General features: G+C 66.3%; 21 protein-coding genes. 10 read left to right on the top strand and 11 right to left on the bottom strand.

All coding sequences use genetic code 11. The features are described from left to right. Window positions 1-31 precede the first annotated feature (31 nt). A complete protein-coding gene (locus ACTIEY_RS15670) occupies window positions 32-733 on the top strand; it encodes a DUF899 family protein (protein WP_439520053.1) in 702 nt (233 codons plus the stop codon). On the opposite strand, the gene ACTIEY_RS15665 is transcribed toward ACTIEY_RS15670, so the two are convergent. From ACTIEY_RS15665 to ACTIEY_RS15635, 7 genes are all read right to left on the bottom strand, one after another. Further along, entirely contained in the window at window positions 718-1,176 is a 459-nt protein-coding gene (locus ACTIEY_RS15665; RefSeq protein WP_439520052.1) for a GNAT family N-acetyltransferase, read from the bottom strand. The genes ACTIEY_RS15670 and ACTIEY_RS15665 overlap by 16 nt on opposite strands. A gap of 131 nt (window positions 1,177-1,307) precedes the next feature. After that, window positions 1,308-2,360, bottom strand: coding sequence for a VWA domain-containing protein (locus tag ACTIEY_RS15660; protein ID WP_439520307.1), 1,053 nt, complete (start codon window positions 2,358-2,360; stop codon window positions 1,308-1,310). Between the two features lie 11 nt (window positions 2,361-2,371). Next, window positions 2,372-3,397 carry a DUF58 domain-containing protein gene (locus tag ACTIEY_RS15655; protein ID WP_439520306.1) on the bottom strand — a complete coding sequence of 342 codons (1,026 nt, stop codon included), beginning with the start codon at window positions 3,395-3,397 and terminating at the stop codon, window positions 2,372-2,374. Between the two features lie 50 nt (window positions 3,398-3,447). After that, complete coding sequence (locus ACTIEY_RS15650) at window positions 3,448-4,449, bottom strand: AAA family ATPase (protein ID WP_439520051.1); 1,002 nt, start codon at window positions 4,447-4,449, stop codon at window positions 3,448-3,450. 26 nt (window positions 4,450-4,475) lie between these two features. Continuing rightward, a complete protein-coding gene (locus ACTIEY_RS15645; protein ID WP_439520050.1) occupies window positions 4,476-5,393 on the bottom strand; it encodes a S1C family serine protease in 918 nt (305 codons plus the stop codon). Between the two features lie 55 nt (window positions 5,394-5,448). Beyond that, on the bottom strand, window positions 5,449-8,370 hold the full coding sequence (locus ACTIEY_RS15640) for an aconitate hydratase (RefSeq protein WP_439520049.1): 2,922 nt from the start codon (window positions 8,368-8,370) through the stop codon (window positions 5,449-5,451). 100 nt (window positions 8,371-8,470) lie between these two features. Further along, window positions 8,471-8,629, bottom strand: a complete 159-nt coding sequence (locus tag ACTIEY_RS15635; protein ID WP_439520048.1) for a DUF3309 family protein — start codon at window positions 8,627-8,629, stop codon at window positions 8,471-8,473. 255 nt (window positions 8,630-8,884) lie between these two features. On the opposite strand from ACTIEY_RS15635, the gene ACTIEY_RS15630 reads away from it, so the two are divergent. Then, window positions 8,885-10,027, top strand: coding sequence for an OmpA family protein (locus tag ACTIEY_RS15630; protein WP_439520047.1), 1,143 nt, complete (start codon window positions 8,885-8,887; stop codon window positions 10,025-10,027). A 65-nt stretch (window positions 10,028-10,092) separates the two neighbouring features. On the opposite strand, the gene ACTIEY_RS15625 is transcribed toward ACTIEY_RS15630, so the two are convergent. Continuing rightward, complete coding sequence (locus ACTIEY_RS15625) at window positions 10,093-10,506, bottom strand: hypothetical protein (RefSeq protein WP_439520046.1); 414 nt, start codon at window positions 10,504-10,506, stop codon at window positions 10,093-10,095. A gap of 121 nt (window positions 10,507-10,627) precedes the next feature. On the opposite strand from ACTIEY_RS15625, the gene ACTIEY_RS15620 reads away from it, so the two are divergent. Further along, window positions 10,628-11,455 carry an MmyB family transcriptional regulator gene (locus tag ACTIEY_RS15620; protein ID WP_439520045.1) on the top strand — a complete coding sequence of 276 codons (828 nt, stop codon included), beginning with the start codon at window positions 10,628-10,630 and terminating at the stop codon, window positions 11,453-11,455. Between the two features lie 70 nt (window positions 11,456-11,525). Here ACTIEY_RS15620 and acnB read toward each other — a convergent pair whose 3' ends face one another. The 3 genes from acnB to ACTIEY_RS15605 all read right to left on the bottom strand — a co-directional run bounded on the left by acnB (window position 11,526) and on the right by ACTIEY_RS15605 (window position 16,195). Continuing rightward, a complete protein-coding gene (gene acnB / locus ACTIEY_RS15615) occupies window positions 11,526-14,129 on the bottom strand; it encodes a bifunctional aconitate hydratase 2/2-methylisocitrate dehydratase (protein ID WP_439520044.1) in 2,604 nt (867 codons plus the stop codon). A gap of 62 nt (window positions 14,130-14,191) precedes the next feature. Then, window positions 14,192-15,196: an HpcH/HpaI aldolase/citrate lyase family protein gene (locus ACTIEY_RS15610; RefSeq protein ID WP_439520305.1), complete on the bottom strand. Its 1,005-nt coding sequence runs from the start codon at window positions 15,194-15,196 to the stop codon at window positions 14,192-14,194. A 12-nt stretch (window positions 15,197-15,208) separates the two neighbouring features. Then, complete coding sequence (locus ACTIEY_RS15605; RefSeq protein WP_439520043.1) at window positions 15,209-16,195, bottom strand: malate dehydrogenase; 987 nt, start codon at window positions 16,193-16,195, stop codon at window positions 15,209-15,211. A gap of 146 nt (window positions 16,196-16,341) precedes the next feature. Here ACTIEY_RS15605 and ACTIEY_RS15600 point away from each other — a divergent pair, with 146 nt between their 5' ends. From ACTIEY_RS15600 to ACTIEY_RS15570, 7 genes are all read left to right on the top strand, one after another. Beyond that, on the top strand, window positions 16,342-17,136 hold the full coding sequence (locus ACTIEY_RS15600) for a GntR family transcriptional regulator (protein ID WP_439520042.1): 795 nt from the start codon (window positions 16,342-16,344) through the stop codon (window positions 17,134-17,136). A gap of 178 nt (window positions 17,137-17,314) precedes the next feature. Beyond that, window positions 17,315-17,746, top strand: coding sequence for a succinate dehydrogenase, cytochrome b556 subunit (sdhC, locus tag ACTIEY_RS15595; RefSeq protein ID WP_439520041.1), 432 nt, complete (start codon window positions 17,315-17,317; stop codon window positions 17,744-17,746). A gap of 20 nt (window positions 17,747-17,766) precedes the next feature. Continuing rightward, window positions 17,767-18,132 (top strand): succinate dehydrogenase, hydrophobic membrane anchor protein, encoded by a 366-nt coding sequence (gene sdhD, locus ACTIEY_RS15590; RefSeq protein WP_439520040.1) that lies wholly within the window; start codon window positions 17,767-17,769, stop codon window positions 18,130-18,132. Between the two features lie 4 nt (window positions 18,133-18,136). Further along, entirely contained in the window at window positions 18,137-19,942 is a 1,806-nt protein-coding gene (gene sdhA / locus ACTIEY_RS15585; protein ID WP_439520039.1) for a succinate dehydrogenase flavoprotein subunit, read from the top strand. Between the two features lie 36 nt (window positions 19,943-19,978). Then, window positions 19,979-20,683 (top strand): succinate dehydrogenase iron-sulfur subunit, encoded by a 705-nt coding sequence (locus ACTIEY_RS15580; RefSeq protein ID WP_439520038.1) that lies wholly within the window; start codon window positions 19,979-19,981, stop codon window positions 20,681-20,683. Window positions 20,684-20,702: 19 nt separating this feature from the next. Continuing rightward, window positions 20,703-20,993 (top strand): succinate dehydrogenase assembly factor 2, encoded by a 291-nt coding sequence (locus tag ACTIEY_RS15575; RefSeq protein WP_439520037.1) that lies wholly within the window; start codon window positions 20,703-20,705, stop codon window positions 20,991-20,993. Between the two features lie 22 nt (window positions 20,994-21,015). Beyond that, the gene (locus ACTIEY_RS15570; protein ID WP_439520036.1) at window positions 21,016-22,326 is read left to right on the top strand and encodes a citrate synthase; all 1,311 of its coding nucleotides are present in this window, start codon (window positions 21,016-21,018) and stop codon (window positions 22,324-22,326) included. Window positions 22,327-22,466: the final 140 nt, after the last annotated feature.

Raw genomic sequence — 22,466 nt, 5'->3', positions numbered from 1 at the left:
AGCTGCCGTTTCGTCAACCAAGGAGTGTTTGATGTCCGCACTGAAACCCGCCACTGCACTCGCTGCCGAAGCCAGCAAGCCTTACCCCAACGACAGCGACGACTACCGCCGCGCGCGCACTGCCCTGCTGGCCGAAGAGATCGAACTGCGGCGCCACATCGAACGGGTGGCCGAACTGCGCCGCGCCTTGCCGCCCGGTGGCGTGGCCGCCGACTACGAGTTCCGCGACGAAAACGGCAAGACGGTGGGGTGGGACGCGCTGTTCGGCGCGCACGACACGCTGGTCACCTACTTCTGGATGTACGGCCCGCAGCGCGAACGGCCCTGCCCGATGTGCACCGCCTTCCTCGGATCGCTGGACGTGCCCTCGCGCGACATCCAGCAGCGCGTCGCCGTGGCCGTGATCGGCCGTTCACCCGTGGAGCGGCAGCTGGCCGTGGCGCGCGAGCGCGGCTGGAAGCACCTGAAGTTCTTCGCCACGGTGGGCGACCGCTTTGCGCGTGACTACCGGGGCCTGGCGCCCAACGGCGACGAATGGCCCGCGCTCGATGTGTGGGTCAAGCGCGATGGGCGGGTGCTGCACTTCTGGGGATCGGAACTCGGCGGCACCGCCGACCCGGGCCAGGACCCCCGCGGTGCGCCCGACCCCACGCCGCTGTGGAACATCCTGGACCTCACACCCGGTGGACGCGGGACCGACTGGTACCCCAAGCTCGACTACGACGACCGCTGAACGTGCAGCTGCACCACGTGCCGACGCGTGCCCTCGCGACCGGTCTGGGTGAAGCCCGCTTCCTTGAACAGCGAAACGAAGCCCATGTGCCGATAGCTGGGTGAGGAAGGATCCACGGGATAGCCCTCCACCAGTCTGGCGCCGTGCCGGCGGGCGTGCGCCACGGCAGCATCGAGCAACTGGCGCGTGAGGCCGTGGCCACGGTGCTGCCGACGCACAAAGAAGCAGGTGACGGACCAGATCTTGTCAGTGGACTCGTCGCCCGTCTTGCGCAGACCGCGAAAGGTGTCGAACGGTGCCAGCGAACACCAGGCCACCGGCTCCTTGCCGAGGTAGCCCAGCAGGCCGACCGGTACCCCCATGTCGATGCCGCGTTTCAGCATGGCCTTGCGACCCGGCCCATGAGCGCTGCCCGGGTCCTTGCTGCTGGCCCGCCAGGCCATGCACCAGCAATGCTTCGGGCTTCCACGGGCTTCGAAGAGCTGCTCGAGATCGCCCCAAAGAGCGGCCGTGACCGCCCTGACCCTCAGTTTCGCAGTCGCATCGGTGGGCGCCACCATCCTGTAGGCGGGGTCTACAGAATCCGGTTGAACCACAAGACCGACAGTCCCGCCGACAACAGCGCGAGCAAGGACGCCGCGAGCGCCAGAAGCCCCGAGATCTCGGTCTCCTTCTTCTCCACCGTCAGGCGTGAACTCAGCGTCTCGTAGACCTTCTTGAGGTTCTCTGCGGTGCCCGCGTAGTAGTACTCGGCCTGGGTGGCTCGCGCCACGTCCTTCAGGCTCTCTTCGTCCAGCCGCACACGCATGGACCAGCCTTCGAAGCCGATGATCTCGCCGTCGACCGTGCCCACGCCGACGGTGTACACGCGCACGCCGCGCTCGGCCGCCATCTTGGCGGCTTCGGCGGTGTCCACGCCGGTGGTGCGCTGGCCATCGGTGAGCAGGATGATGGCCGCCGAGGAGTAGGAACCCGGTGCCACAGGCGTGAAGGGCTTGTCGTCGGGCCGGGGCTGGTCGAGCGCGCGGCCCTTGGGCGCGAACGGGTCGGTGTTGCGGCTGTAGGTCATGTCGCCCAGGTTGATGCGCTGCTCGGGAAATAACTCCGAGAGCGACACCACGATGGCGCTGCCGATGGCGGTGGCGCGCTGCAGCTGGAACTTGTCGATGGCGGCGACCAGATCCTCGCGGCTGAGAGTGACGGGCTGCACCACCTGGGCCGAGCCGGCAAAGGCCACGATGCCAACCTTCACGTGGCGCGGCAACTCGGCCAGGAAGGCCTTGGCCGCGTTCTGCGAAGCGACCAGCCGGTTGGGCTGCACGTCTTCGGCCCGCATGCTGCCGGAGACGTCCATGGCCAGGATGATGGTCTGTTGGGTGGAGGGCAGCGAGATCTTCGCCACCGGCCGACTCGAGGCCAGCAACATGATGGCAATCGACAGCAGCAACAGGATGGGTGGCACATGGCGCCGCCAGCCGATGCCCTTGCCCATGGCTTCGCGCACGATGGACAGGCTGGCGTACTGCAGCGTCACCTGCTTGCGGCGGCGCATCAGCCAGAGGTAGAGCAGCACCAGCAGGGGCAAGGCCAGCAGCAGCCAGAGCAACTGCGGCCACAGGAAGGTCACGGGCCAGTTGTTCATGGGCTAGCTCCTTGAGATCGGGGACCCAGGCCCTGGCGGGTGCGGGTCGGCAATTGGGTGGGTACCGGCCGGCCGGCCAGGCCCTCTCGGCCCAGGCGCTGGCGGCGCTTGCGCAGTTCGATGAAGCGCATCACGGCTTCGGCCAGGTCGTCGTCGGTGGAGAGCTCCAGCGTGTCCACGCCGGCGCGCCCCAGGCTCTCGAGAAGTTGCGCTTCGCGCTGAGCCGCGATACGGGCAAAGCGCTGGCGAAAACCCGGGTCGTGCGTGTCCACCAGCAGTTGCTGGCCGGTCTCGACATCGCGGATCGGAATGAGCCCGAGGTCGGGCAGGTCGAGCTCCAGCGGGTCAACCAGGCGCACGGCCACCACGTCGTGCCGGCGAGCCAGTTCACCCAGCGGCTTTTCCCAGCCGGGTTCACTGATGAAGTCGGACACCACGAACACGGTGCCACGCTGGCGCACGGTGTGCACCGCCGCGCGCAACAGGTCGGCCAGCTGGGTCACGCCGTTCTTCTGCGGTGTGCCGGCCGGCTTCGCGGGCGGCTGCAACACCATCTGCATGAGCCTGAGGACCTGCGTGCGGCCACCGCGCGCGGGCAGCACGGCATCCACCACCGGCTGGCCGCGCGAGCCGTAGAGCACGGCGCCCACGCGGTTGCCATGGCGGCCGATCAGGCGCGCCAGCACGGCCGTGAAATCGAGCAGCACCTGGCTCTTGCGCTGCTGCCCGGAGCCAAAGTCCACCGACGGACTGAGGTCGAGCAGGAACCAGGCGGCCATCTCGCGGTCTTCGGTGAACACGCGCACGTGCGGCGTCTGCAGGCGCGCGGTCACGTTCCAGTCGATGTGGCGCACATCGTCGTGGTGCTGGTATTCGCGCAGGTCGGCCAGGTCCAGGCCCGAGCCGCGCATGAGCGTGCGGTGGTCGCCCTGCAGCAAGCCATCGAGGCGCTTGAGCACGGTCCACTCCAGGCGGCGCAGCAGCGCATCGGCACGGCGCGCCACCGGCGTGGCCGTGGCCATCGCCGCCGCTTGCGCGTCGTTCTTTCTGCCGAAGAGCCGACCGAGCATGTTCAAGCTGCTTTCTTCTCGTGCTCCAGCGGACGCGCGGGAGGCGGGATGTGTTTCATGATGCGCGCGACCAGCGCTTCGCTGGTGAGGCCTTCCGACAGGCCTTCATAGGACAGCACCACGCGGTGGCGCAGCACATCGGGCACGAGATCGCTCATGTCCTCGGGCAGTGCGTAGGTGCGGCCGCGCAGCATGGCCAGGGCGCGCGCGCCTTCCACCAGGCCGATGGTGGCGCGCGGGCTGGCGCCGAAGGTGATGAGGTTCGCCATGTCCTTGATGCCGTGCTTCTCGGGCGTGCGGGTGGCGGACACGAGCTTGACGGCGTACTGCACCAGCGAGGGATCGACGTAGACCTGGCGGCACTGCGCCTGCAGCGCGGCGAGCTGGTCGGTGGTGGCCACGGCGTTGACGTCCACCTGGGGGCCGGTGACGCGTTCGACGATGACGAACTCTTCCTCGTCGGTGGGGTAGTCGACCAGCACCTTCATCATGAAACGGTCCACCTGGGCCTCGGGCAGGGGGTAGGTGCCTTCGGTCTCGATCGGGTTCTGCGTGGCCATGACCAGGAAGGGGTTGGGCACCTTGTGCGTCTCGCCGGCAATGGTCACCTGGCGTTCCTGCATCACTTCCAGCAGCGCGCTCTGCACCTTGGCGGGCGCGCGGTTGATTTCGTCGGCCAGCAGGAGGTTGGCGAACACCGGGCCCAGCGCGGTGCTGAAGTCGCCGGTCTTCTGGTTGTAGATGCGCGTGCCCACGAGGTCGGCGGGGACCAGGTCGGGCGTGAACTGGATGCGCTTGAAGCGGCCCTGCACGACGTTGGCCAGGGTCTTGACCGTGAGCGTCTTCGCCAGGCCGGGCACGCCTTCGACCAGCAGGTGGCCCTGCGCCAGCATGGCGACCATGACGCGTTCGAGGAACCGGTCCTGGCCCACCACCACCCTTTTCACCTCATACAGGATCTGCTCCATGAGCTGGGCGGTGTCGGGGGCGTTGCTTTGGTCCATGGAGCGCTCCTGTGGTGGTGACGTGACTAGAACGGGGGCAGACCGGCGGCGCTGGCGGCGCTCTCGATCGGTACAGCAAAACCGATGCCAACGAAGGTGCGGTGGCTCGTGGGGTTGAGGATGCCGGTGACGACACCGACCACCTCGCCATCCATGGTGACCAGCGGCCCGCCGGAATTGCCCGGGTTGGCCGCGGCGTCGAACTGGATCAGGTTGCTGATTTCCTGCTCACCCTCGGGCGACTTGAAGGCGCGGCCGAATCCGGAAATGACGCCATGCGACACCGAGGGGCCGATGCCGAAGGGGAAACCGACCGCGACCACGTGGTCGCCGGGCACGAGGTCGCCGGTGGAGCGCATGGTGGCGGCAATCAGGTCGTCGGGGATGGTGTGGGCCTGCAGCACGGCCAGGTCGTTCTGGGCCTGCACCCCGGTCACCGTGGCGCCGGACTCCGAACCGTCGGAGAACACCAGCTTGATGGTCTGCGCACCCTGAACCACATGCAGGTTGGTCAGGATGATGCCCTTGTCGACGATGACGACTCCGGTGCCCACGCCCTGTTCCTGCTCTTCGCCCTTCTTGTCCTTGCCGTAGGACATGACACGCACCACAGCGGGGCGGATTTTCTCGGCCGCTCGGGCGGCCTGGGAGGGCAGGTTCTGGGTGGTAAGGGTGCGCAGCACGGCCGCGTCGATGTCTTTCTGGGTGAGTGCCTTGGGGCCCGTCTGCTGCCAGACACTGGCCGCCAGCAACGCGGCCAGCAGCGCCATGCCGGCCCAAAGGGTGCGTGGGCTCCCGGCCGCGCGCGTGGCGCCCTGGCGCCAGCGCCGCAGGCGCCCGGGCGGAGCAACCGCGGCCGCCGGAGCAGGCGTCACAGCCTGAGGTGCATCCCCCTGCGCACCCGGGCCGCGGCGGGAGGGGCTGTACAAGGCAGGTTTTCGCATGGCGGCTCCTGGTGACAGGGTGGACGACACATCATGCCGCGTTGCGGCATCCGGCTCAAGCGCTCAACAATTGTCGGAGCACGTAGGGGAGGATTCCGCCCTCCCGGTAATAGTTCACCTCCACCGGCGTATCGATTCGCAGAATCACCGACAACTGGCGGCGCTCGCCGTCTGGACGGGTGATCACCAGCTGCGCTTCGCTCTGCGGCAGCAGTTCCGAATGCGGCATCACGTCGATGGTCTCCTCCCCGGTCAGGCCCAGGCTTTCCCAGGAATCGCCGGGCTTGAACTGCAGGGGCAGCACGCCCATGCCGACCAGGTTGGAGCGGTGGATGCGCTCGAAGCTGCGTGCCACCACGGCCTTGATGCCCAGCAGCTGTGTGCCCTTGGCAGCCCAGTCCCGGCTGGAACCGGTGCCGTATTCCTCGCCGGCGAACACCACCGTGCCCACGCCAGCGCTCTGGTAGCGCATGGCAGCGTCGTAAATGCTGAGCTTCTGGCCCTTCTGCGGGCCTTCCTGCTGGTAGAGCGTCCAGCCACCCTCCTCGCGGGAACCGTCGGCCCTGGCCGGCAGCATCAGGTTCTTGATGCGCACGTTGGCGAAGGTGCCGCGCATCATCACCTCGTGGTGGCCCCGGCGCGCGCCATAGCTGTTGAAGTCGGCCTTGAGCACGCCCTGCGCCAGCAGCCACTGGCCGGCCGGTGACTTCTCGGCAATGTTGCCGGCCGGAGAGATGTGGTCGGTGGTGATGGAGTCGCCGAACAGCGCCATGATCCGTGCGCCCTGAACACCGGGTGCCTGGGTGGCCTGCGGCATGGCCAGCTGGAACGACTCGAAGAACGGCGGTTCAGCGATGTAGGAGCTCTTGGGCCAGGTGTAGGCGTTGCCGGTCACGCCCTTGATGCGTTCCCAGAGCTTGCCGGGCTCGCTGGCCACGCGCGCGTAGTTCTCGCGGTAGGCCTTGCCGTTCATGGCGAACTTCATGAGCTTGTGGATTTCCTCGCTGGTGGGCCACACATCGCCCAGGTACACCGGCTTGCCGCCCTTGCCCTTGCCCAGCGGCTCGGTCATGAGGTCCTTCATGACGTTGCCGGCAATGGCATAGGCCACCACCAGCGGCGGGCTGGCCAGGAAGTTGGCCTTGAGGTTGGGGTGGATGCGGGCCTCGAAGTTGCGGTTGCCCGAGAGCACCGCCGCGCAGATCAGGTCGTTCTGCGTGATCACGGCGTTGAGTTCGGGCGTGAGGTCACCGGCGTTGCCGATGCAGGTGGTGCAGCCGTAGCCCGCGAGCGAGAAGCCGAGCTTCTCCAGGTAGGGCAGCAGGCCGGTCTGGGTGAGGTATTCGGTGACGATGCGCGAGCCAGGAGCGAGCGAGGTCTTGATGTGCGGCTTGACCTTGAGGCCCGCTTCCACCGCCTTTTTCGCCAGCAGGCCGGCGGCCAGCAGCACGCCGGGATTGCTCGTGTTGGTGCAGCTGGTGATGGCGGCGATCAGCACGTCGCCATTGCCGATGGTGAGCTTCTTCTGCGTTTCGTGCGACAGCTCGGCATCCACCTTGGCCGTATCGGGCGCCGGCTTGTTGGCCTCCATCTCCACCAGGAAACGAGGCGCGCCCTCGGGCGTGGGCCGAACCTTCTCTGACGGAAGCGGCTCGGCGCTCTGTCCCATCTCGGCCTGGTGCCGGGTGTGCAGCAGGGCGGCGGGCTGGTTGAAGCCGTTCTGCGATGCCGGTTTGCTGAAGAGCTCGGCAAACTGGCGCGCCACCTGGCCCAGCTCGATCCGGTCCTGCGGACGCTTGGGACCAGCCAGGCTGGGCGTGACCTGGCCCAGGTCGAGACGGACCACCTGCGAATATTCGATGTCGCCGGCCTTCTGCGACGCACCCGGTGCACCCGGCACGCCGAACAGCCCCTGGGCGCGGAAATAGGCCTCGAAGGCCTCGATCTCGGCCTGGCTGCGGCCGGTGCCCTTGAAGTAGTCCAGCGTCTTGCCGTCCACCGGGAAGAATCCCATGGTGGCGCCGTACTCGGGCGCCATGTTGGCGATGGTGGCGCGGTCGGGCAGCGAGAGCGAGGCTGTGCCCTCGCCAAAGAACTCCACGAACTTGCCCACCACCTTGTGCTGTCGCAGGATCTCGGTGACGGTGAGCACCAGGTCGGTGGCGGTGCAACCTTCGCGCAGCCGGCCCGTGAGCTCAAAGCCCACCACATCAGGCGTGAGGAAGTACACCGGCTGGCCCAGCATGGCCGCTTCGGCTTCGATGCCGCCCACACCCCAGGCCACCACGCCGATGCCGTTGATCATGGTGGTGTGGCTGTCGGTGCCCACCAGCGTGTCGGGGTAGTAAAGGCCGCCCTTGAGGTGCACGCCGCGCGCCAGGTACTCCAGGTTCACCTGGTGCACGATGCCGAAGCCAGGCGGCACCACGCCAAAGGTGTCGAACGCCTGCATGCCCCATTTCATGAACTGGTAGCGCTCGTTGTTGCGCTGGAATTCCAGCTTCATGTTCAGGTCGAGCGCGTTCTTGGTGCCGTAGTAGTCCACCATCACCGAATGGTCGACCACCAGGTCCACCGGCACCAGTGGTTCGATCTTCTTCGGGTCCTGGCCCAGGCGCTCGGCCACGCTGCGCATGGCGGCCAGGTCGGCCAGCAAGGGAACACCGGTGAAGTCCTGCAGCACCACGCGCGCCACCGTGAAAGGGATTTCCTGGGTGCGCTCGGCCTGTGGTTGCCAGTTGGCCAGTTCGGCCACGTGCTCGGGCAGCACGCGCTCGCCGTCGCAATGGCGCAGCACGCTCTCCAGAACGATGCGCAGGGACACCGGAAGGCGCGAGACACCGGGAAACTCCCGGGCCAGGGCGGGAAGCGAGTAAAAACGTCCGGACTTGCCGGAGGCGGTCCTGAACGTCTTGACGGTGGATGCGAAGGGGTGAGCGAACTTCGTGGGGACTTCGATGGGGGATGGCTGGGCCATGGTCAACTCCTGACGGGATCGGTGAAACACCGGTCCATTCTGTCAGCAGCGAGCCCAGGCGTGCATGGGGCACCGAAATGCCCCATGCATCGGCGCAGGGTCAGATTCTTCCCATCAGCAGCAGGATCAGCACGATCACCAGCACCACGCCCAGCAATCCACTGGGTCCGTAGCCCCAAGATCTGCTGTGCGGCCAGCTGGGAATGACGCCGACCAGCAACAGCACCAGAACGATCAACAGAATGGTTCCCAGGGTCATGGCTTTTTCCTTTTTGGTTTGTGAACGGGGGCTGCAGGCTTGCTGCCCCCGCGGAAAAGCAGATTAGGTGTTGTCAGGCAATCGATCTGTTCGCTGTCGCACACGCCATCTGGCGGGGCGCACCTGTGCCCGCAAAACAACCCCGCGCGGCTATGTCCGGCAACGTACAGACCGGCTGCAGGGCCCCCTCAAGAATCGATCGGTGACACCTCCTCTTCGCCTCCGCGAAGTTCATTCCGCTCTCGAAAGACCCCCATGAAATCCCCCCACCTGCTGCGCGTGCTGACACTCGCCGGCCTTGGTTCGCTCGCGGCTGCGCCTGCGCTGGCGCAGGAACCCGGCTTCTTCTACGGTGGCGTCTCGGCGGGCACCGCCCGCTCCAGCGTGGACGAAGCCGCCGTCGCTGCGGGCGTGCTGGGCGGCGCGGCCCTCACCGGCATCACGAGCGACGAGACCGACACGGGCTACAAGCTGTTCGGTGGCTACCAGTTCAACCGCAACTTCGGCATGGAGGCGGGCTATTTCGACCTGGGCAAGTCCACGTTCTCGGGCACCGCGCCGGGCGGCACGTTCAACAACGACACGCGCATGCGCGGCCTGAACCTGGACCTGGTGGGCACGCTGCCGCTGAGCGAGAGGTTCTCGCTGCTGGGCCGCGTGGGCGTGGCGATGGGCCGCACGCGCGCCTCGTTCACAGGCGCGGGTGCTGCGGGCGTGGCCGATCGCAACGACAACAAGGCCAATGCCAAGGTGGGCCTGGGGGTGCAGTACGAATTGACACGGGCCATGTGGATTCGCGGCGAGGTCGAGCGCTACCGCGTGAACAACGGCGTGAACGGCCGCACCAATGTGAGCCTGTACACCGTCGGTCTGGTGTTCCCGTTCGGCCGAGCACCCGAGCCGGTTCCCTACGTGGCCCAGGCCCCGGTCTATGTGGCACCCGCCCCCGCGCCGGCACCCTTGGTACAGGCACCGCCGCCCGCACCCATGCCGATGCCGGCGCCCGCCCCGGCTCCGCAGCGCGTGAGCATGTCGGCCGAATCGCTGTTCGGCTTCGACGCTTCTGCCGTGCGCCCCGAAGGCCGCGCCGCTCTGGACGGTTTCTCGCGCGACATCGCCAACACCAACTACCAGACCATCACCGTGGAGGGCCACACGGACCGCCTGGGCTCGGCCGAATACAACCAGAAGCTGTCTGAAGAGCGCGCCGCCGCGGTGAAGAACTACCTGGTCACAGCGGGCCGTCTGGATGCGTCGAGGATCTCTGCCGTGGGCAAGGGCGAGACCATGCCCGTGACCAAGCCGGGCGACTGCAGGGGCACGCAGCGCACCGCTGCGCTGGTGGCCTGCCTGCAGCCGGATCGCCGCGTCGATGTGGAAGTGAACGGCACCCGCTGATCGGCTGAAGGATCGCCATGAAAAAGCGGCCCACGGGCCGCCTTTTCATTTTGGCAGGGCAGGGTTCAGGCCATCATGGCCACGCGCTGGCGCCGCAAACCCATCCATTGCAGTTCGGCCAGGACCAGCACCACCACCGCCTGGAACAGCAGATAGGCCACGCCCAGCGCCGTGACACCGGGCGCACCCCCGAAGGCCAGCGCGATGCAACCGATCACCCAGGCGAAGTTGCAGACCACGATGGTGGCCAGTGCGGCGCGTCGGGGCTCGGACTGCAGTGCGAGCCAGCCCGCCAGCGCAACGAAGGCGAAGATCGCCATTCCTGAACCCTGCAGCAGCGGTGCGGACAAACCGAGCCACTGCGACAGCAGACCGGTGAGCCCCAGCTGCAGGGCGCCGGTGCCAGCACCGGAGATGGCGTCAAAGGCGAGCACGCGCCGCAGGCCGGCAGGGGACGTGAGAGAGGCGATGAGGGACATGGTGGACTCCTGGAGGGGTTGACGAGTGAGAACGGTGCCCATCGTCCGGCCAGTTGCGCCGCACGTCCATGACCTGGGAGGTCATGGCCTGTTGCCGTTGCGGTGCCCTACCATGCCGGCCATGAACGCCCTCACCTCCCCAGCCCGCACCGCTGCCATTCCCTCGCCGTTCGGTGAACGCCTGCGCCACTGGCGCCAGCGCCGCCGGCTGAGCCAGCTCGACCTGGCCCACGTGGCCGATGTCTCCACGCGGCATCTGAGCTACGTGGAGACCGGGCGCGCCAGCCCCAGCCGCGACATGGTGCTGCGCCTGGTCGACCGGCTCGAAGTGCCGCTGCGCGAGCGCAACGCCCTGCTGGAAGCAGCCGGCTACGCGCCCATGTACCGCGAACGGCCCCTGGAAGCGCCCGACATGGCGCCGGCACGCGCGGCGGTGCAGCGCATCCTGGAATGCCACGAACCCTGGCCCGCGCTGGCCATGGACCGCCACTGGAACCTGGTGATGGCCAACCGCATGGTGGCGCCGCTCATGGCGGGTGCTTCGCCAGCGCTGCTGCAAGGACCCATCAACGTGCTGCGCCTGAGCCTGCACCCCGAAGGCCTGGCGCCACGCATCGCCAACCTGCGCCAGTGGCGCGAACACCTGTTCGAGCGCCTGCGCCAGCAGATCCACACCACCGGCGACGAGACGTTGGCGGCGCTGCTGGCCGAGCTCAAGGGATATCCGGAGTCGTTCGGCGGCGAAGCCGTGTCGCTGCCCGGCGAGCACCACGGTGTGCTCATGCCGTTCCAGTTCGACACCGGCCACGGCGTGCTGAACCTCGTGAGCACCACCACGGTGTTCGGCTCGCCGGTGGACATCACGTTGCAGGAACTGGCGCTGGAGACGTTCTTTCCGGCGGATGAGGCCAGCGCCGACATGCTGCGCGCGCTAGCCACCCAGACATGAAAAAGCCGCTGCACAGCAGCGGCTTTTTCTAGACCCGGGCGCCGAGGGCAGGCGGCGCGGCGGGGATCTGTCAGGCCGTCACGCCCTTGGCCGCGTCCGCATACTCTTCGATCTGGTCGAAGTTCAGGTACTTGTAGATCGCGGCGCCATCCTTGTTCACCACGCCCATGGCCTCGTGGTATTCGGCCACGGTAGGGATGTGGCCGAGCTTGGAGGCGATGGCCGCGAGTTCGGCCGAGGCGAGGTACACGTTGGTGTTCTTGCCCAGGCGGTTCGGGAAATTGCGGGTCGAGGTGGACACCACTGTCGCACCTTCGCGCACCTGCGCCTGGTTCCCCATGCACAGCGAGCAGCCGGGCATTTCGGTGCGCGCGCCGGCCGTCCCGAAGGCCGAGTAATGGCCTTCCTTGATGAGCTCGCTCTCGTCCATCTTGGTGGGGGGCGCCACCCACAGCTTGACCGGGATGTCGCGCTGGCCGCCCAGCAGCTTGGCCGCAGCGCGGAAGTGGCCGATGTTCGTCATGCACGAACCGATGAAGGCTTCATCGATCTTGGTGCCAGCGACTTCGGAGAGGGTCTTGGCGTCGTCCGGATCGTTCGGGCAGCACAGGATGGGTTCCTTGATGTCGGCCAGATCGATCTCGATCACGGCGGCGTACTCGGCATTGGCATCGGCTTCGAGCAGGCTGGGGTTGGCCAGCCAGGCTTCCACCTTCTGGATGCGGCGCTCCAGCGTGCGCTTGTCCTGGTAACCGTCGGCGATCATGTTCTTCATCAGCACCACGTTGCTGGTGAGGTATTCCTTCACCGGCTCGGGATTGAGCTTGATGGTGCAGCCTGCGGCCGAACGCTCGGCCGAAGCGTCGCTGAGCTCGAACGCCTGTTCCACCTTCAGGTCGGGCAGGCCCTCGATTTCCAGGATGCGGCCCGAGAAGATGTTGATCTTGCCGGCCTTGGCCACCGTGAGCAGGCCCGCCTTGATGGCGTACAGCGGGATCGCGTGCACCAGATCGCGCAGTGTCACGCCAGGCTGCATCTGCCCCTTGAAGCGCACCAGAACGGATTCGGGCATGTCCAGCGGCATCACGCCGGTGGCCGCGCCAAACGCCACCAGGCCGGAGCCGGCGGGGAAACTGATGCCGATGGGGAACCGGGTGTGCGAGTCGCCACCGGTGCCCACCGTGTCCGGCAGCAGCAGGCGGTTGAGCCACGAATGGATCACGCCGTCGCCAGGGCGCAGGGACACACCGCCGCGGTTGCTGATGAAAGCCGGCAGCTCGCGGTGGGTCTTCACGTCCACGGGCTTGGGATAGGCCGCGGTGTGGCAGAAGCTCTGCATCACCAGATCGGCCGAGAAGCCCAGGCAGGCCAGGTCTTTCAGTTCGTCGCGGGTCATGGGGCCGGTGGTGTCCTGCGAACCCACGGTGGTCATGCGCGGTTCGCAGTAGGTGCCGGGCCGCACGCCGAAGCCTTCTGGCAAGCCCACCGCGCGGCCCACCATCTTCTGCGCCAGCGTGAAGCCGGCGTTGGTGGCGGCAGGCGGCTGCGGCAGTCGGAAGGCGGTGCTGGCGGCGAGGCCGAGGAACTCGCGAGCCTTGGCGGTGAGCGAGCGACCGATGATGAGGTTGATGCGGCCGCCAGCGCGCACTTCGTCGAACAGCACGTCGCTGCGCAACTGGAATTCCACCAGCGTCTTGCCGTCCTTGGTGATCTTGCCGTCGTAGGGGTGGATGTCGATCACGTCGCCCATCTCGAGCTTGCTCACGTCCACCTCGATCGGCAGCGCGCCCGAGTCTTCCTGCGTGTTGAAGAAGATGGGGGCGATCTTGCCGCCCAGCGTCACGCCGCCAAAGCGCTTGTTGGGCACAAAGGGAATGTCCTGGCCGGTGGCCCAGATCACGCTGTTGGTGGCGCTCTTTCGGCTGGAGCCGGTGCCCACCACGTCGCCCACGTAGGCGACCAGATGGCCCTTCTTCTTCAGGTCGTCGATGAACTGCATCGGGCCACGCTTGCCGTCTTCCTCGGGCTTGAAGGCCGCGCCGTCGCGGGTGTTCTTCAGCATCGCCAGGTAGTGCAGCGGAATGTCCGGGCGGCTCCAGGCGTCGGGTGCGGGGGACAGGTCGTCGGTGTTGGTTTCACCGGGCACCTTGAACACGGTCACGGTGATGGTCTTGTCCACTTCCGGGCGGCTGGTGAACCACTCGGCGTCGGCCCAGCTCTGGATGACCTGGCGCGCCTTGAGGTTGCCGGCCTTGGCTTTCTCGGCCACGTCGTTGAAGAAGTCGAACATCAGCAGCGTCTTCTTCAGGCCTTCGGCGGCCACGCTCGACACCTCCTCGTCGTCCAGAAGCTCGATCAGCGGGTGCACGTTGTAGCCACCCACCATGGTGCCCAGCAGCTCGGTGGCCTTGGCCTTGGAGATCAGGCTCACGGCCACATCGCCATGCGCCACCGCCGCCAGGAAACTGGCCTTGACCTGCGCAGCGTCGTCCACGCCGGGGGGCACGCGGTGCGTCAGCAGGTCCAGCAGGAACGCGTCTTCACCGGCCGGCGGCGACTTGATCAGTTCGATCAGCGCGGCCACCTGCTTCGCGTCCAGCGGCAGGGGCGGAATGCCGAGCGCGGCGCGCTCGGCGGTGTGGGCGCGGTAGTCGGCGAGGAAGGTGGTGGACATGTCGTACTCCAGATGGGAAGGAAAGCGTGGGGTAGGAAAAATGGGTGGGGTCGAAAGCAAGCTCAATGCCCGAGCAGGGCCGGTTCGGCAAAGTGAGGCTGCACCGCATCGGGCAAGGGCAGACCGGTCTGGTGCGCGCGTTCCAGGACCTGCCAGAAGTAGCGGTAGCTGGCGCGGTCGTGAAGCCGGCCTTCGAACTGCACGGGCGCCCAGTCAGCGCTCATCGCACGTTCGATCAGGGCGGCGGCGGCCTCGACCTCGCCGGGCGAGGGCGCGAACGCCGCCAGGATGGGGCGGATCTGATCGGGATGGATGCTCCACATGCGGGTGTAGCCCAGTTCGCCAGCGGCCTTGCGCGCAGCGGCACCGAGCGCCGAGACGTCCTTGAACTCGGTCACCACGCAATGCGAAGGCACCTTGCCGTGCGCGTGGCAGGCCGATGCCATGGCCAGCTTGGCGCGCAGCACCAGCGGGTGGGAGAACTGGCCGGCCACGCTCATGGCATCGGCAGGAATGGCGCCGCCGTGCGCGGACACAAAATCCATGAGGCCAAAGCTCAGGCTCTGCACGCGCGGATGGGCGGCGATGTCGAAGGCGCGGTGGATGGCGGCGGGCGACTCGATCAGCACATGCAGCGGCAACGCGGTGGCGCCGGCGGCATCGAGCGCGGCCACGGCGCGCTGCACGTCGGCCACCGACTCCACCTTGGGCACCATGAGATGGCACAAGCGGTGCCCCGCGCGGCTCGCGATGGTGGCCACATCGGCGTCGAACGCCGGGTGGTCCACCGGGTGAACTCGTGCGGCCACCCGCGCCTGGGGCGCTGCGGCCAGCGCGAGCTCCACCACCAGTCGGGCGTGCTCGGCCTCGCCACCCACGGGCGCACCGTCTTCGCAGTCCAGCGTCACGTCGAACACGCAGGTGCCGAACTCCGCCGCCATCTCGGCCTGCAGCGCCAGGCTCTTGCGCATCCGCGCCTCCACCCCGCTGTAGTGATCACAGACCGGCAGCGAGCACGCTCCGGCCTGGGCCCCCAGAAGGATGGATCGCGGATGGGTCACTGCCAGGTTACCAACCGGTTACAGCAGGTGCTTGACGCCGTCCTGCTCGCCTTGCAACTCGGCCAGGGTCTTGTCGATGCACTCTTGCGAGAAGGCGTCGATCTCCAGGCCCTCGACGACCTTGTACTGGCCGTTTTCGCAGGTGACGGGGAAGCCGAACATGACGTCCTTCGGAATGCCGTACCAGCCCTGCGAGGGAATGCCCATGGTCACCCACTCGCCCTGGGTGCCCAGCGCCCAGTCGCGCATGTGGTCGATGGCGGCGTTGGCGGCCGAAGCGGCGGACGACAGGCCACGCGCTTCGATGATGGCGGCGCCGCGCTTGCCCACGGTAGGCAGGAACACGTCCTTGTTCCAGGCTTGGTCGTTGATCATGTCCTTGACCGAGGCGCCATCGATGGTGGCGAAACGGTAGTCGGCGTACATGGTCGGCGAGTGATTGCCCCACACGGCCAGCTTCTTGATGCTGGCGACCGGCTTGCCGGTCTTGGTGGCGATCTGCGAGGCGGCGCGGTTGTGGTCAAGGCGCAGCATGGCGGTGAAGTTGCCCGGCTTCAGATCGGGCGCGCTCTTCATGGCGATGTACGCATTGGTGTTGGCCGGGTTGCCCACCACCAGCACCTTGACGTCGCGCGAGGCCACGGCGTTCAGGGCCTTGCCCTGGGCGATGAAGATGGCGCCGTTGATGGCCAGCAACTCGGCACGTTCCATGCCGGGGCCGCGGGGACGCGAGCCCACCAGCAGGGCGTAGTCGGTGTCCTTGAAGGCGGTCATGGGGTCGCTGTGGGCTTCCATTCCGACCAGCAGCGGGAAGGCGCAATCGTCGAGTTCCATCATCACGCCCTTGAGCGCCTTCTGGGCCTTTTCGTCGGGAATTTCCAGCAGTTGCAGGATGACCGGCTGGTCCTTGCCGAGCATTTCGCCGGAGGCAATGCGAAACAGCAGGGCGTAACCGATCTGGCCAGCGGCGCCAGTGACGGCAACGCGAACGGGCTTCTTGTTCATGGTGAAAAACTCCGGAAAAGGACGGTGGAAATGGAACGAATGCAGCCCGCGAGTGTACTCTCGCAAACCCTGATACGTCAATTTGTCTTATGTCTTATATAAGATATGATTGCGTGTCACCAGTGCCTCTGTGGCACCTGAAAAGCATGGCCACTCCGTCCCACATTTCCACGACATCCGCTGACGTTTCGCCGCCCGATGCGCCGGACAGCACTGCGCCGGCCTTCAGCCCGCTGTACCAGCAGATCAAGACACTGATCCTGCGCAGCCTGCAGGCCGGGGAGTGGAAGCCGGGCGACATGATCCCGAGCGAATTCGATCTGGCCGCGCGCTTTCGTGTGAGTCAGGGCACGGTGCGCAAGGCCATCGACGAGCTGGCCACCGAGAATCTGCTGGTGCGCCGCCAGGGCAAGGGCACGTTCGTGGCCACCCACGCCGAGCAGCACACGCAGTACCGTTTCCTGCGCCTGCTGCCCGACACCGGCACGCTGCAGGACCAGGGCCCGGCCGAGCGCCGCATCATCGAATGCAGGCGCCTTCGCGCACCGGCCGAAGTGGCGCGCCAACTCGCCCTGCGCACAGGCGACGCGGTGCTGCAGGTCAAGCGGGTGCTTGCTTTCGATGGCGTGCCGGCCATCCTGGAGGAACTCTGGTTGCCCGGCACGCCCTTCAAGGGTCTCACCGTGGAAACACTCTCAGAAGACAAGGGTCCCATGTACGCGCTGTTCGAGGCCCAGTTCGGTGTGCGCATGGTGCGGGCAGTGGAGAAAATCAAGGCCGTCGGCGCCGAAGCGGACGCTGCGGCCCTGCTGGGCGTGGCGGCCGGCACCCCGTTGCTGAGCGTCGAGCGGCTGGCTTTCACCTACAACGACGAGCCCATGGAGCTGCGTCGCGGTCTCTACCGCACCGATGCGCGCCACTACCGCAACGAATTGAGCTGATGGCGGTACCGGCCGCCGCCTGCGAGCGCCGCAACAGACCCTCGTCAGCCAGCGGTATGGTGCGTTGCAATAGAATTTGCGGGCTCTGGTAAAACCGTTGACGGAAGTTACCAACGCGTTACAGCCCCCTTTTCCCCACCGATCTTCCCGTTCCCTTTCCCCGGATGAAAGCCCCACCATGACCGAGTTGACCAAGAAGCGGCCCGAGTACCGCAACATCAACGCATTCACGGACCTCACCACCTACCGTCTGCCTCCCGCCGGCTGGGTGTCGATCCTGCACCGCGTGAGCGGCGCCCTGATGTTCCTGCTGCTGCCGCTGATCGTCTGGCTGTTCGACACCTCGGTGTCCTCCGAGATCTCCTTTGAGGCATTCAGCGCGGCGTTTGCTGGCGGCATCGGCTTCCTGCCGGGCTGGTTCTTCAAGCTCGTGGTGCTGGCGCTGATCTGGGCCTACCTCCACCACCTCATCGCCGGCGTGCGCCACCTCTACATGGACGCCTTCCATGCCGTCAGCAAGGAATTCGGCAGGACCTCCGCCCTGGTAACCCTGGTGTCGAGCATCGGCCTCACCCTGGTGCTGGGCGCCAAGCTGTTCGGCCTCTACTGAGCCACGAGGAAGCACCCATCATGTCTGTCAACTACGGTTCCAAACGCGTCGTCACTGGCGCCCACTACGGCCTTCGCGACTGGCTGGCGCAGCGCATCACCGCCGCCCTCATGGCGATCTTCACGCTGATCGTGCTCGCCCAGGTGGTGTTCACGCGTGGCCCGATCGGCTACGAAAGCTGGGCTGCCATCTTCTCCACCCAGTGGATGAAGGCACTGACATTCGCCGTCTTCCTGGCCCTGGCCTACCACGTGTGGGTGGGCATGCGCGACATCTGGATGGACTACGTCAAGCCCGCCGGCATCCGCCTCGTGCTGCACGTCTTCACCATCGTCTGGCTCCTGTCCTGCCTGGGCTGGGCTGTTCAAGTTCTCTGGAGGCTCTGAAGCCATGTCCGCATCCGCATCCCTTCCCAAGCGTCAGTTCGACGTCGTCATCGTCGGAGCCGGTGGCTCCGGCATGCGCGCCTCGCTGCAACTGGCGCGCGCCGGCCTCAAGGTGGCCGTGCTCTCCAAGGTGTTCCCCACCCGCTCGCACACGGTGGCCGCACAGGGCGGCATTGGGGCCTCGCTCGGCAACATGAACGAGGACAACTGGCACTACCACTTCTACGACACCATCAAGGGCTCCGACTGGCTGGGCGACCAGGACGCCATCGAGTTCATGTGCCGTGAAGCACCCAAGGTGGTGTACGAGCTGGAACACTTCGGCATGCCGTTCGACCGCAACCCCGACGGCACCATCTACCAGCGCCCGTTCGGCGGCCACACCGCCAACTACGGCGAGAAGCCCGTGCAGCGCGCCTGCGCGGCGGCCGACCGCACCGGCCATGCCATGCTGCACACGCTCTACCAGCAGAACGTGCAGGCCCGCACCACCTTCTTCGTGGAATGGATGGCGCTGGACCTGATCCGCGACGCCAGCGGCGACGTGGTGGGCGTGACCGCGCTGGAAATGGAAACGGGCGAGACCTACATCCTGGAAGCCAAGACCACGCTGCTGGCCACCGGTGGCGCCGGCCGCATCTTCGCGGCGTCCACCAATGCCTTCATCAACACGGGTGACGGCCTGGGCATGGCGGCTCGCGCCGGCATCCCGCTGCAGGACATGGAGTTCTGGCAGTTCCACCCCACCGGCGTGGCCGGCGCCGGCGTGCTGCTCACCGAAGGCTGCCGTGGCGAAGGTGCGATCCTGCTCAACAGCGAAGGCGAGCGCTTCATGGAGCGTTATGCCCCCACGCTCAAGGACCTGGCGCCGCGCGACTTCGTCAGCCGCTGCATGGACCAGGAAATCAAGGAAGGCCGTGGCTGTGGTCCCAACAAGGACTACGTGCTGCTCAAGCTCGATCACCTGGGCGCAGAGACCATCCACAAGCGCCTGCCCTCGGTTTACGAAATCGGTGTGAACTTCGCCAACGTCGACATCACGCGCGAGCCGATTCCCGTGGTGCCGACCATCCACTACCAGATGGGCGGCATCCCGACCAACATCCACGGTCAGGTCGTCACGCCCGACGGCCAGGGCGCCCAGAAGGTGGTGAACGGGCTTTACGCGGTGGGCGAATGCTCCTGCGTGAGCGTGCACGGTGCCAACCGCCTGGGCACCAACTCGCTGCTGGACCTGCTGGTGTTCGGCCGCGCGGCGGGCAACCACATCGTTCAGTTCAACGACAAGAACAAGACCCACAAGCCGCTGCCGGCGGACGCTGCCGACAGGACGCTGGCGCGGCTGGCGCGGCTGGACGCCACCACCAGCGGTGAGTACGCGCAGGACGTGGCCAACGACCTGCGCGCCGCGATGCAGCAGCACGCCGGCGTGTTCCGCACACAGGCCAGCATGGACGAAGGCGTGGCCAAGATCAACGCCATGCGCGCGCGCGTCAACGCGATCGAGCTCAAGGACAAGTCCAAGGTGTTCAACACCGCACGCATCGAAGCGCTGGAAGTGGAGAACCTGATCGAGTGCGCACAGGCCACCATGACCTCGGCCGCCGCGCGACGCGAATGCCGGGGCGCACACACCGTGAGCGACTACGAGCGGCCCGCCGACGACGCGCAGTTCCCGCTGGGCCGCAACGATGCCGAATGGATGAAGCACACGCTGTGGGACAGCGCGAGCAACAGCCTGTCGTACAAACCCGTCAACCTGAAGCCCCTGACCGTGGAGTCGGTGCCGCCGAAAGTGCGCACCTTCTGACACCACCGTTCCCACGACGCTCGGAGAAAAAACACCATGGCCAAACGCACATTCAAGATCTACCGCTACGACCCGGAGAAGGACGCCAAGCCCTACATGCAGACCATCGAGGTGGAACTCGACGGCCACGAGCGCATGCTGCTGGACGCGCTGATGAAACTCAAGGCGGTGGACCCGTCCATTTCCTTCCGCCGCTCCTGCCGCGAAGGCGTGTGCGGCTCGGACGCCATGAACATCAACGGCAAGAACGGATTGGCGTGCCTGACCAACATGAACACGCTGCCGGGTGTGATCACCCTGAAGCCCCTGCCCGGCCTGCCCGTGGTTCGCGACCTGATCGTGGACATGACGCTGTTCTTCAAGCAGTACAACAGCATCAAGCCCTACCTGATCAACGAGACCGTGGCGCCTGAAAAGGAGCGCCTGCAGAGCCCCGAAGAGCGCGACGAGCTCAATGGCCTGTACGAGTGCATCCTGTGCGCGAGCTGCTCCACCAGCTGCCCGAGCTTCTGGTGGAACCCCGACAAGTTCGTTGGCCCAGCCGGCTTGCTGCAGGCCTACCGCTTCATCGCCGACAGCCGCGACCAGGCCACCAGCGAACGTCTGGACAACCTCGAAGATCCCTACCGCCTGTTCCGCTGCCACACGATCATGAACTGCGTGGATGTGTGCCCCAAGGGCCTGAACCCCACGAAGGCGATCGGCAAGATCAAGGAAATGATGGTGATGCGCTCGGTCTGAGCGCCCACCTCCCACACCCATGGACGCCACCACCACCGAAGCCCTGCTTGGCGAACGCGCCTTGAGCAAACTGCGCTGGAGGTGCCGCCGCGGGCTGCTCGAGAACGATCTGTTCATCGAGCGCTTTTTTGCCAGGCACGAATCTGGCTTGACCGTGGGTCAGGCCGATGCCCTGGAGGTCTTGATGGATCTGGCCGACAACGATCTGCTGGATCTGTTGCTGGGCCGCAAGCCGCCAGAGGGTGATCTGGTCCGTGACGATGTCACGCAAGTGCTGGGCATGCTTCGTGCCACCCGGCAACCCGTTTAAGTCAGCCTTAAAAGGAAACCGCATGAAACTCGTAGACAACAAAGCCACCCTGTCGTTCTCCAACGGCAGCCCCAGCGTGGATCTGCCGGTGTACGCCGGCAGCATCGGGCCGGACGTGATCGACATCCGCAAGCTCTACGCGCAGACCGGCATGTTCACCTACGACCCGGGCTTCCTCTCCACGGCCGCCTGCCAGTCGGCCATCACCTACATCGACGGTGACAAGGGCGAGTTGCTGTACCGCGGCTACCCCATCGAGCAGCTCGCCACGCAGTGCGACTACCTCGACACCTGCTACCTGCTGCTCAACGGCGAACTGCCGGACGAAAAGCAGCGCGGCGACTTCCACAAGCTCGTGATCAACCACACCATGGTCAACGAGCAGATGCAGTTCTTCCTGCGCGGCTTCCGCCGCGACGCCCACCCCATGGCGGTGCTCACCGGCCTGGTCGGCGGGCTGTCGGCCTTCTACCACGACAGCACGGACATCAACAATCCGAAGCACCGCGAGATCGCCGCCATCCGCCTGATCGCCAAGATGCCCACCCTGGTGGCCATGGCCTACAAGTACGGCATCGGCCAGCCCTACATGTACCCGAAGAACGACCTGAGCTACTCGGGCAACTTCCTGCGCATGATGTTCGGCACCCCTTGCGAGGAATACCAGGTCAACCCGGTGCTCGAACGCGCGCTGGACCGCATCTTCATCCTGCACGCCGACCACGAGCAGAACGCCTCCACGTCCACCGTGCGCCTGTGCGGTTCGTCCGGCACCAATCCGTTCGCAGCCATCGCTGCGGGCGTGGCCTGCCTGTGGGGCCCCGCCCACGGTGGCGCCAACGAAGCCTGCCTGAACATGCTGGAAGACATCCAGCGCCAGGGCGGCGTCTCCAAGGTCGGCGAGTTCATGGAGAAGGTCAAGGACAAGAACTCCGGCGTCAAGCTGATGGGCTTCGGGCACCGCGTCTACAAGAACTACGACCCCCGTGCCAAGCTCATGCAGGAAACCTGCAATGAAGTGCTGCAGGAACTGGGTCTGGAAAACGACCCCCTGTTCAAGCTGGCCAAGGAACTCGAGAAGATCGCCCTCGAAGACGAGTACTTCGTCTCGCGCAAGCTCTACCCGAACGTCGACTTCTACTCCGGCATCGTGCAGCGCGCCATCGGCATCCCGGTCAACCTGTTCACCGGCATCTTCGCGCTGGCTCGCACCGTGGGCTGGATCGCCCAACTCAACGAGATGATCAGCGACCCCGAATACAAGATCGGTCGGCCGCGCCAGCTCTTCACTGGCTCGATGCGCCGCGACATCAAGCCCATCGCCAGCCGCTGATCGGGCCCGCGCCCTCTGTAAGCCCGCCTCGTGCGGGCTTTCTTTCGTCTGCGGTCTGCGCAGGGGAGCAGGTCAGGCATCACCGTTGGAGATGTCATGCCAAGCCATTCTGAGAGAAAATCCAAAACTGACCTCGCATT

The organism is Hydrogenophaga sp. (assembly GCF_051858985.1).
Lineage (GTDB): Bacteria > Pseudomonadota > Gammaproteobacteria > Burkholderiales > Burkholderiaceae_C > Hydrogenophaga.
Note: the sequence above shows the minus strand (reverse complement) of the source record. Positions and strands in the feature narration are given on the sequence as shown.

What these genes read in the sequence shown, in the direction of transcription:
- ACTIEY_RS15670 (WP_439520053.1), top strand. Translation starts at nt 32, where the DNA reads ATGTCCGCACTGAAACCCGCCACTGCACTCGCTGCCGAAGCCAGCAAG.
- ACTIEY_RS15665 (WP_439520052.1), bottom strand. Translation starts at nt 1,176, where the DNA reads ATGGCCTGGCGGGCCAGCAGCAAGGACCCGGGCAGCGCTCATGGGCCG.
- ACTIEY_RS15655 (WP_439520306.1), bottom strand. Translation starts at nt 3,397, where the DNA reads ATGGCCACGGCCACGCCGGTGGCGCGCCGTGCCGATGCGCTGCTGCGC.
- ACTIEY_RS15650 (WP_439520051.1), bottom strand. Translation starts at nt 4,449, where the DNA reads ATGGACCAAAGCAACGCCCCCGACACCGCCCAGCTCATGGAGCAGATC.
- ACTIEY_RS15645 (WP_439520050.1), bottom strand. Translation starts at nt 5,393, where the DNA reads ATGCGAAAACCTGCCTTGTACAGCCCCTCCCGCCGCGGCCCGGGTGCG.
- ACTIEY_RS15640 (WP_439520049.1), bottom strand. Translation starts at nt 8,370, where the DNA reads ATGGCCCAGCCATCCCCCATCGAAGTCCCCACGAAGTTCGCTCACCCC.
- ACTIEY_RS15635 (WP_439520048.1), bottom strand. Translation starts at nt 8,629, where the DNA reads ATGACCCTGGGAACCATTCTGTTGATCGTTCTGGTGCTGTTGCTGGTC.
- ACTIEY_RS15630 (WP_439520047.1), top strand. Translation starts at nt 8,885, where the DNA reads ATGAAATCCCCCCACCTGCTGCGCGTGCTGACACTCGCCGGCCTTGGT.
- ACTIEY_RS15625 (WP_439520046.1), bottom strand. Translation starts at nt 10,506, where the DNA reads ATGTCCCTCATCGCCTCTCTCACGTCCCCTGCCGGCCTGCGGCGCGTG.
- ACTIEY_RS15620 (WP_439520045.1), top strand. Translation starts at nt 10,628, where the DNA reads ATGAACGCCCTCACCTCCCCAGCCCGCACCGCTGCCATTCCCTCGCCG.
- acnB (WP_439520044.1), bottom strand. Translation starts at nt 14,129, where the DNA reads ATGTCCACCACCTTCCTCGCCGACTACCGCGCCCACACCGCCGAGCGC.
- ACTIEY_RS15605 (WP_439520043.1), bottom strand. Translation starts at nt 16,195, where the DNA reads ATGAACAAGAAGCCCGTTCGCGTTGCCGTCACTGGCGCCGCTGGCCAG.
- ACTIEY_RS15600 (WP_439520042.1), top strand. Translation starts at nt 16,342, where the DNA reads ATGGCCACTCCGTCCCACATTTCCACGACATCCGCTGACGTTTCGCCG.
- sdhC (WP_439520041.1), top strand. Translation starts at nt 17,315, where the DNA reads ATGACCGAGTTGACCAAGAAGCGGCCCGAGTACCGCAACATCAACGCA.
- sdhD (WP_439520040.1), top strand. Translation starts at nt 17,767, where the DNA reads ATGTCTGTCAACTACGGTTCCAAACGCGTCGTCACTGGCGCCCACTAC.
- sdhA (WP_439520039.1), top strand. Translation starts at nt 18,137, where the DNA reads ATGTCCGCATCCGCATCCCTTCCCAAGCGTCAGTTCGACGTCGTCATC.
- ACTIEY_RS15580 (WP_439520038.1), top strand. Translation starts at nt 19,979, where the DNA reads ATGGCCAAACGCACATTCAAGATCTACCGCTACGACCCGGAGAAGGAC.
- ACTIEY_RS15575 (WP_439520037.1), top strand. Translation starts at nt 20,703, where the DNA reads ATGGACGCCACCACCACCGAAGCCCTGCTTGGCGAACGCGCCTTGAGC.
- ACTIEY_RS15570 (WP_439520036.1), top strand. Translation starts at nt 21,016, where the DNA reads ATGAAACTCGTAGACAACAAAGCCACCCTGTCGTTCTCCAACGGCAGC.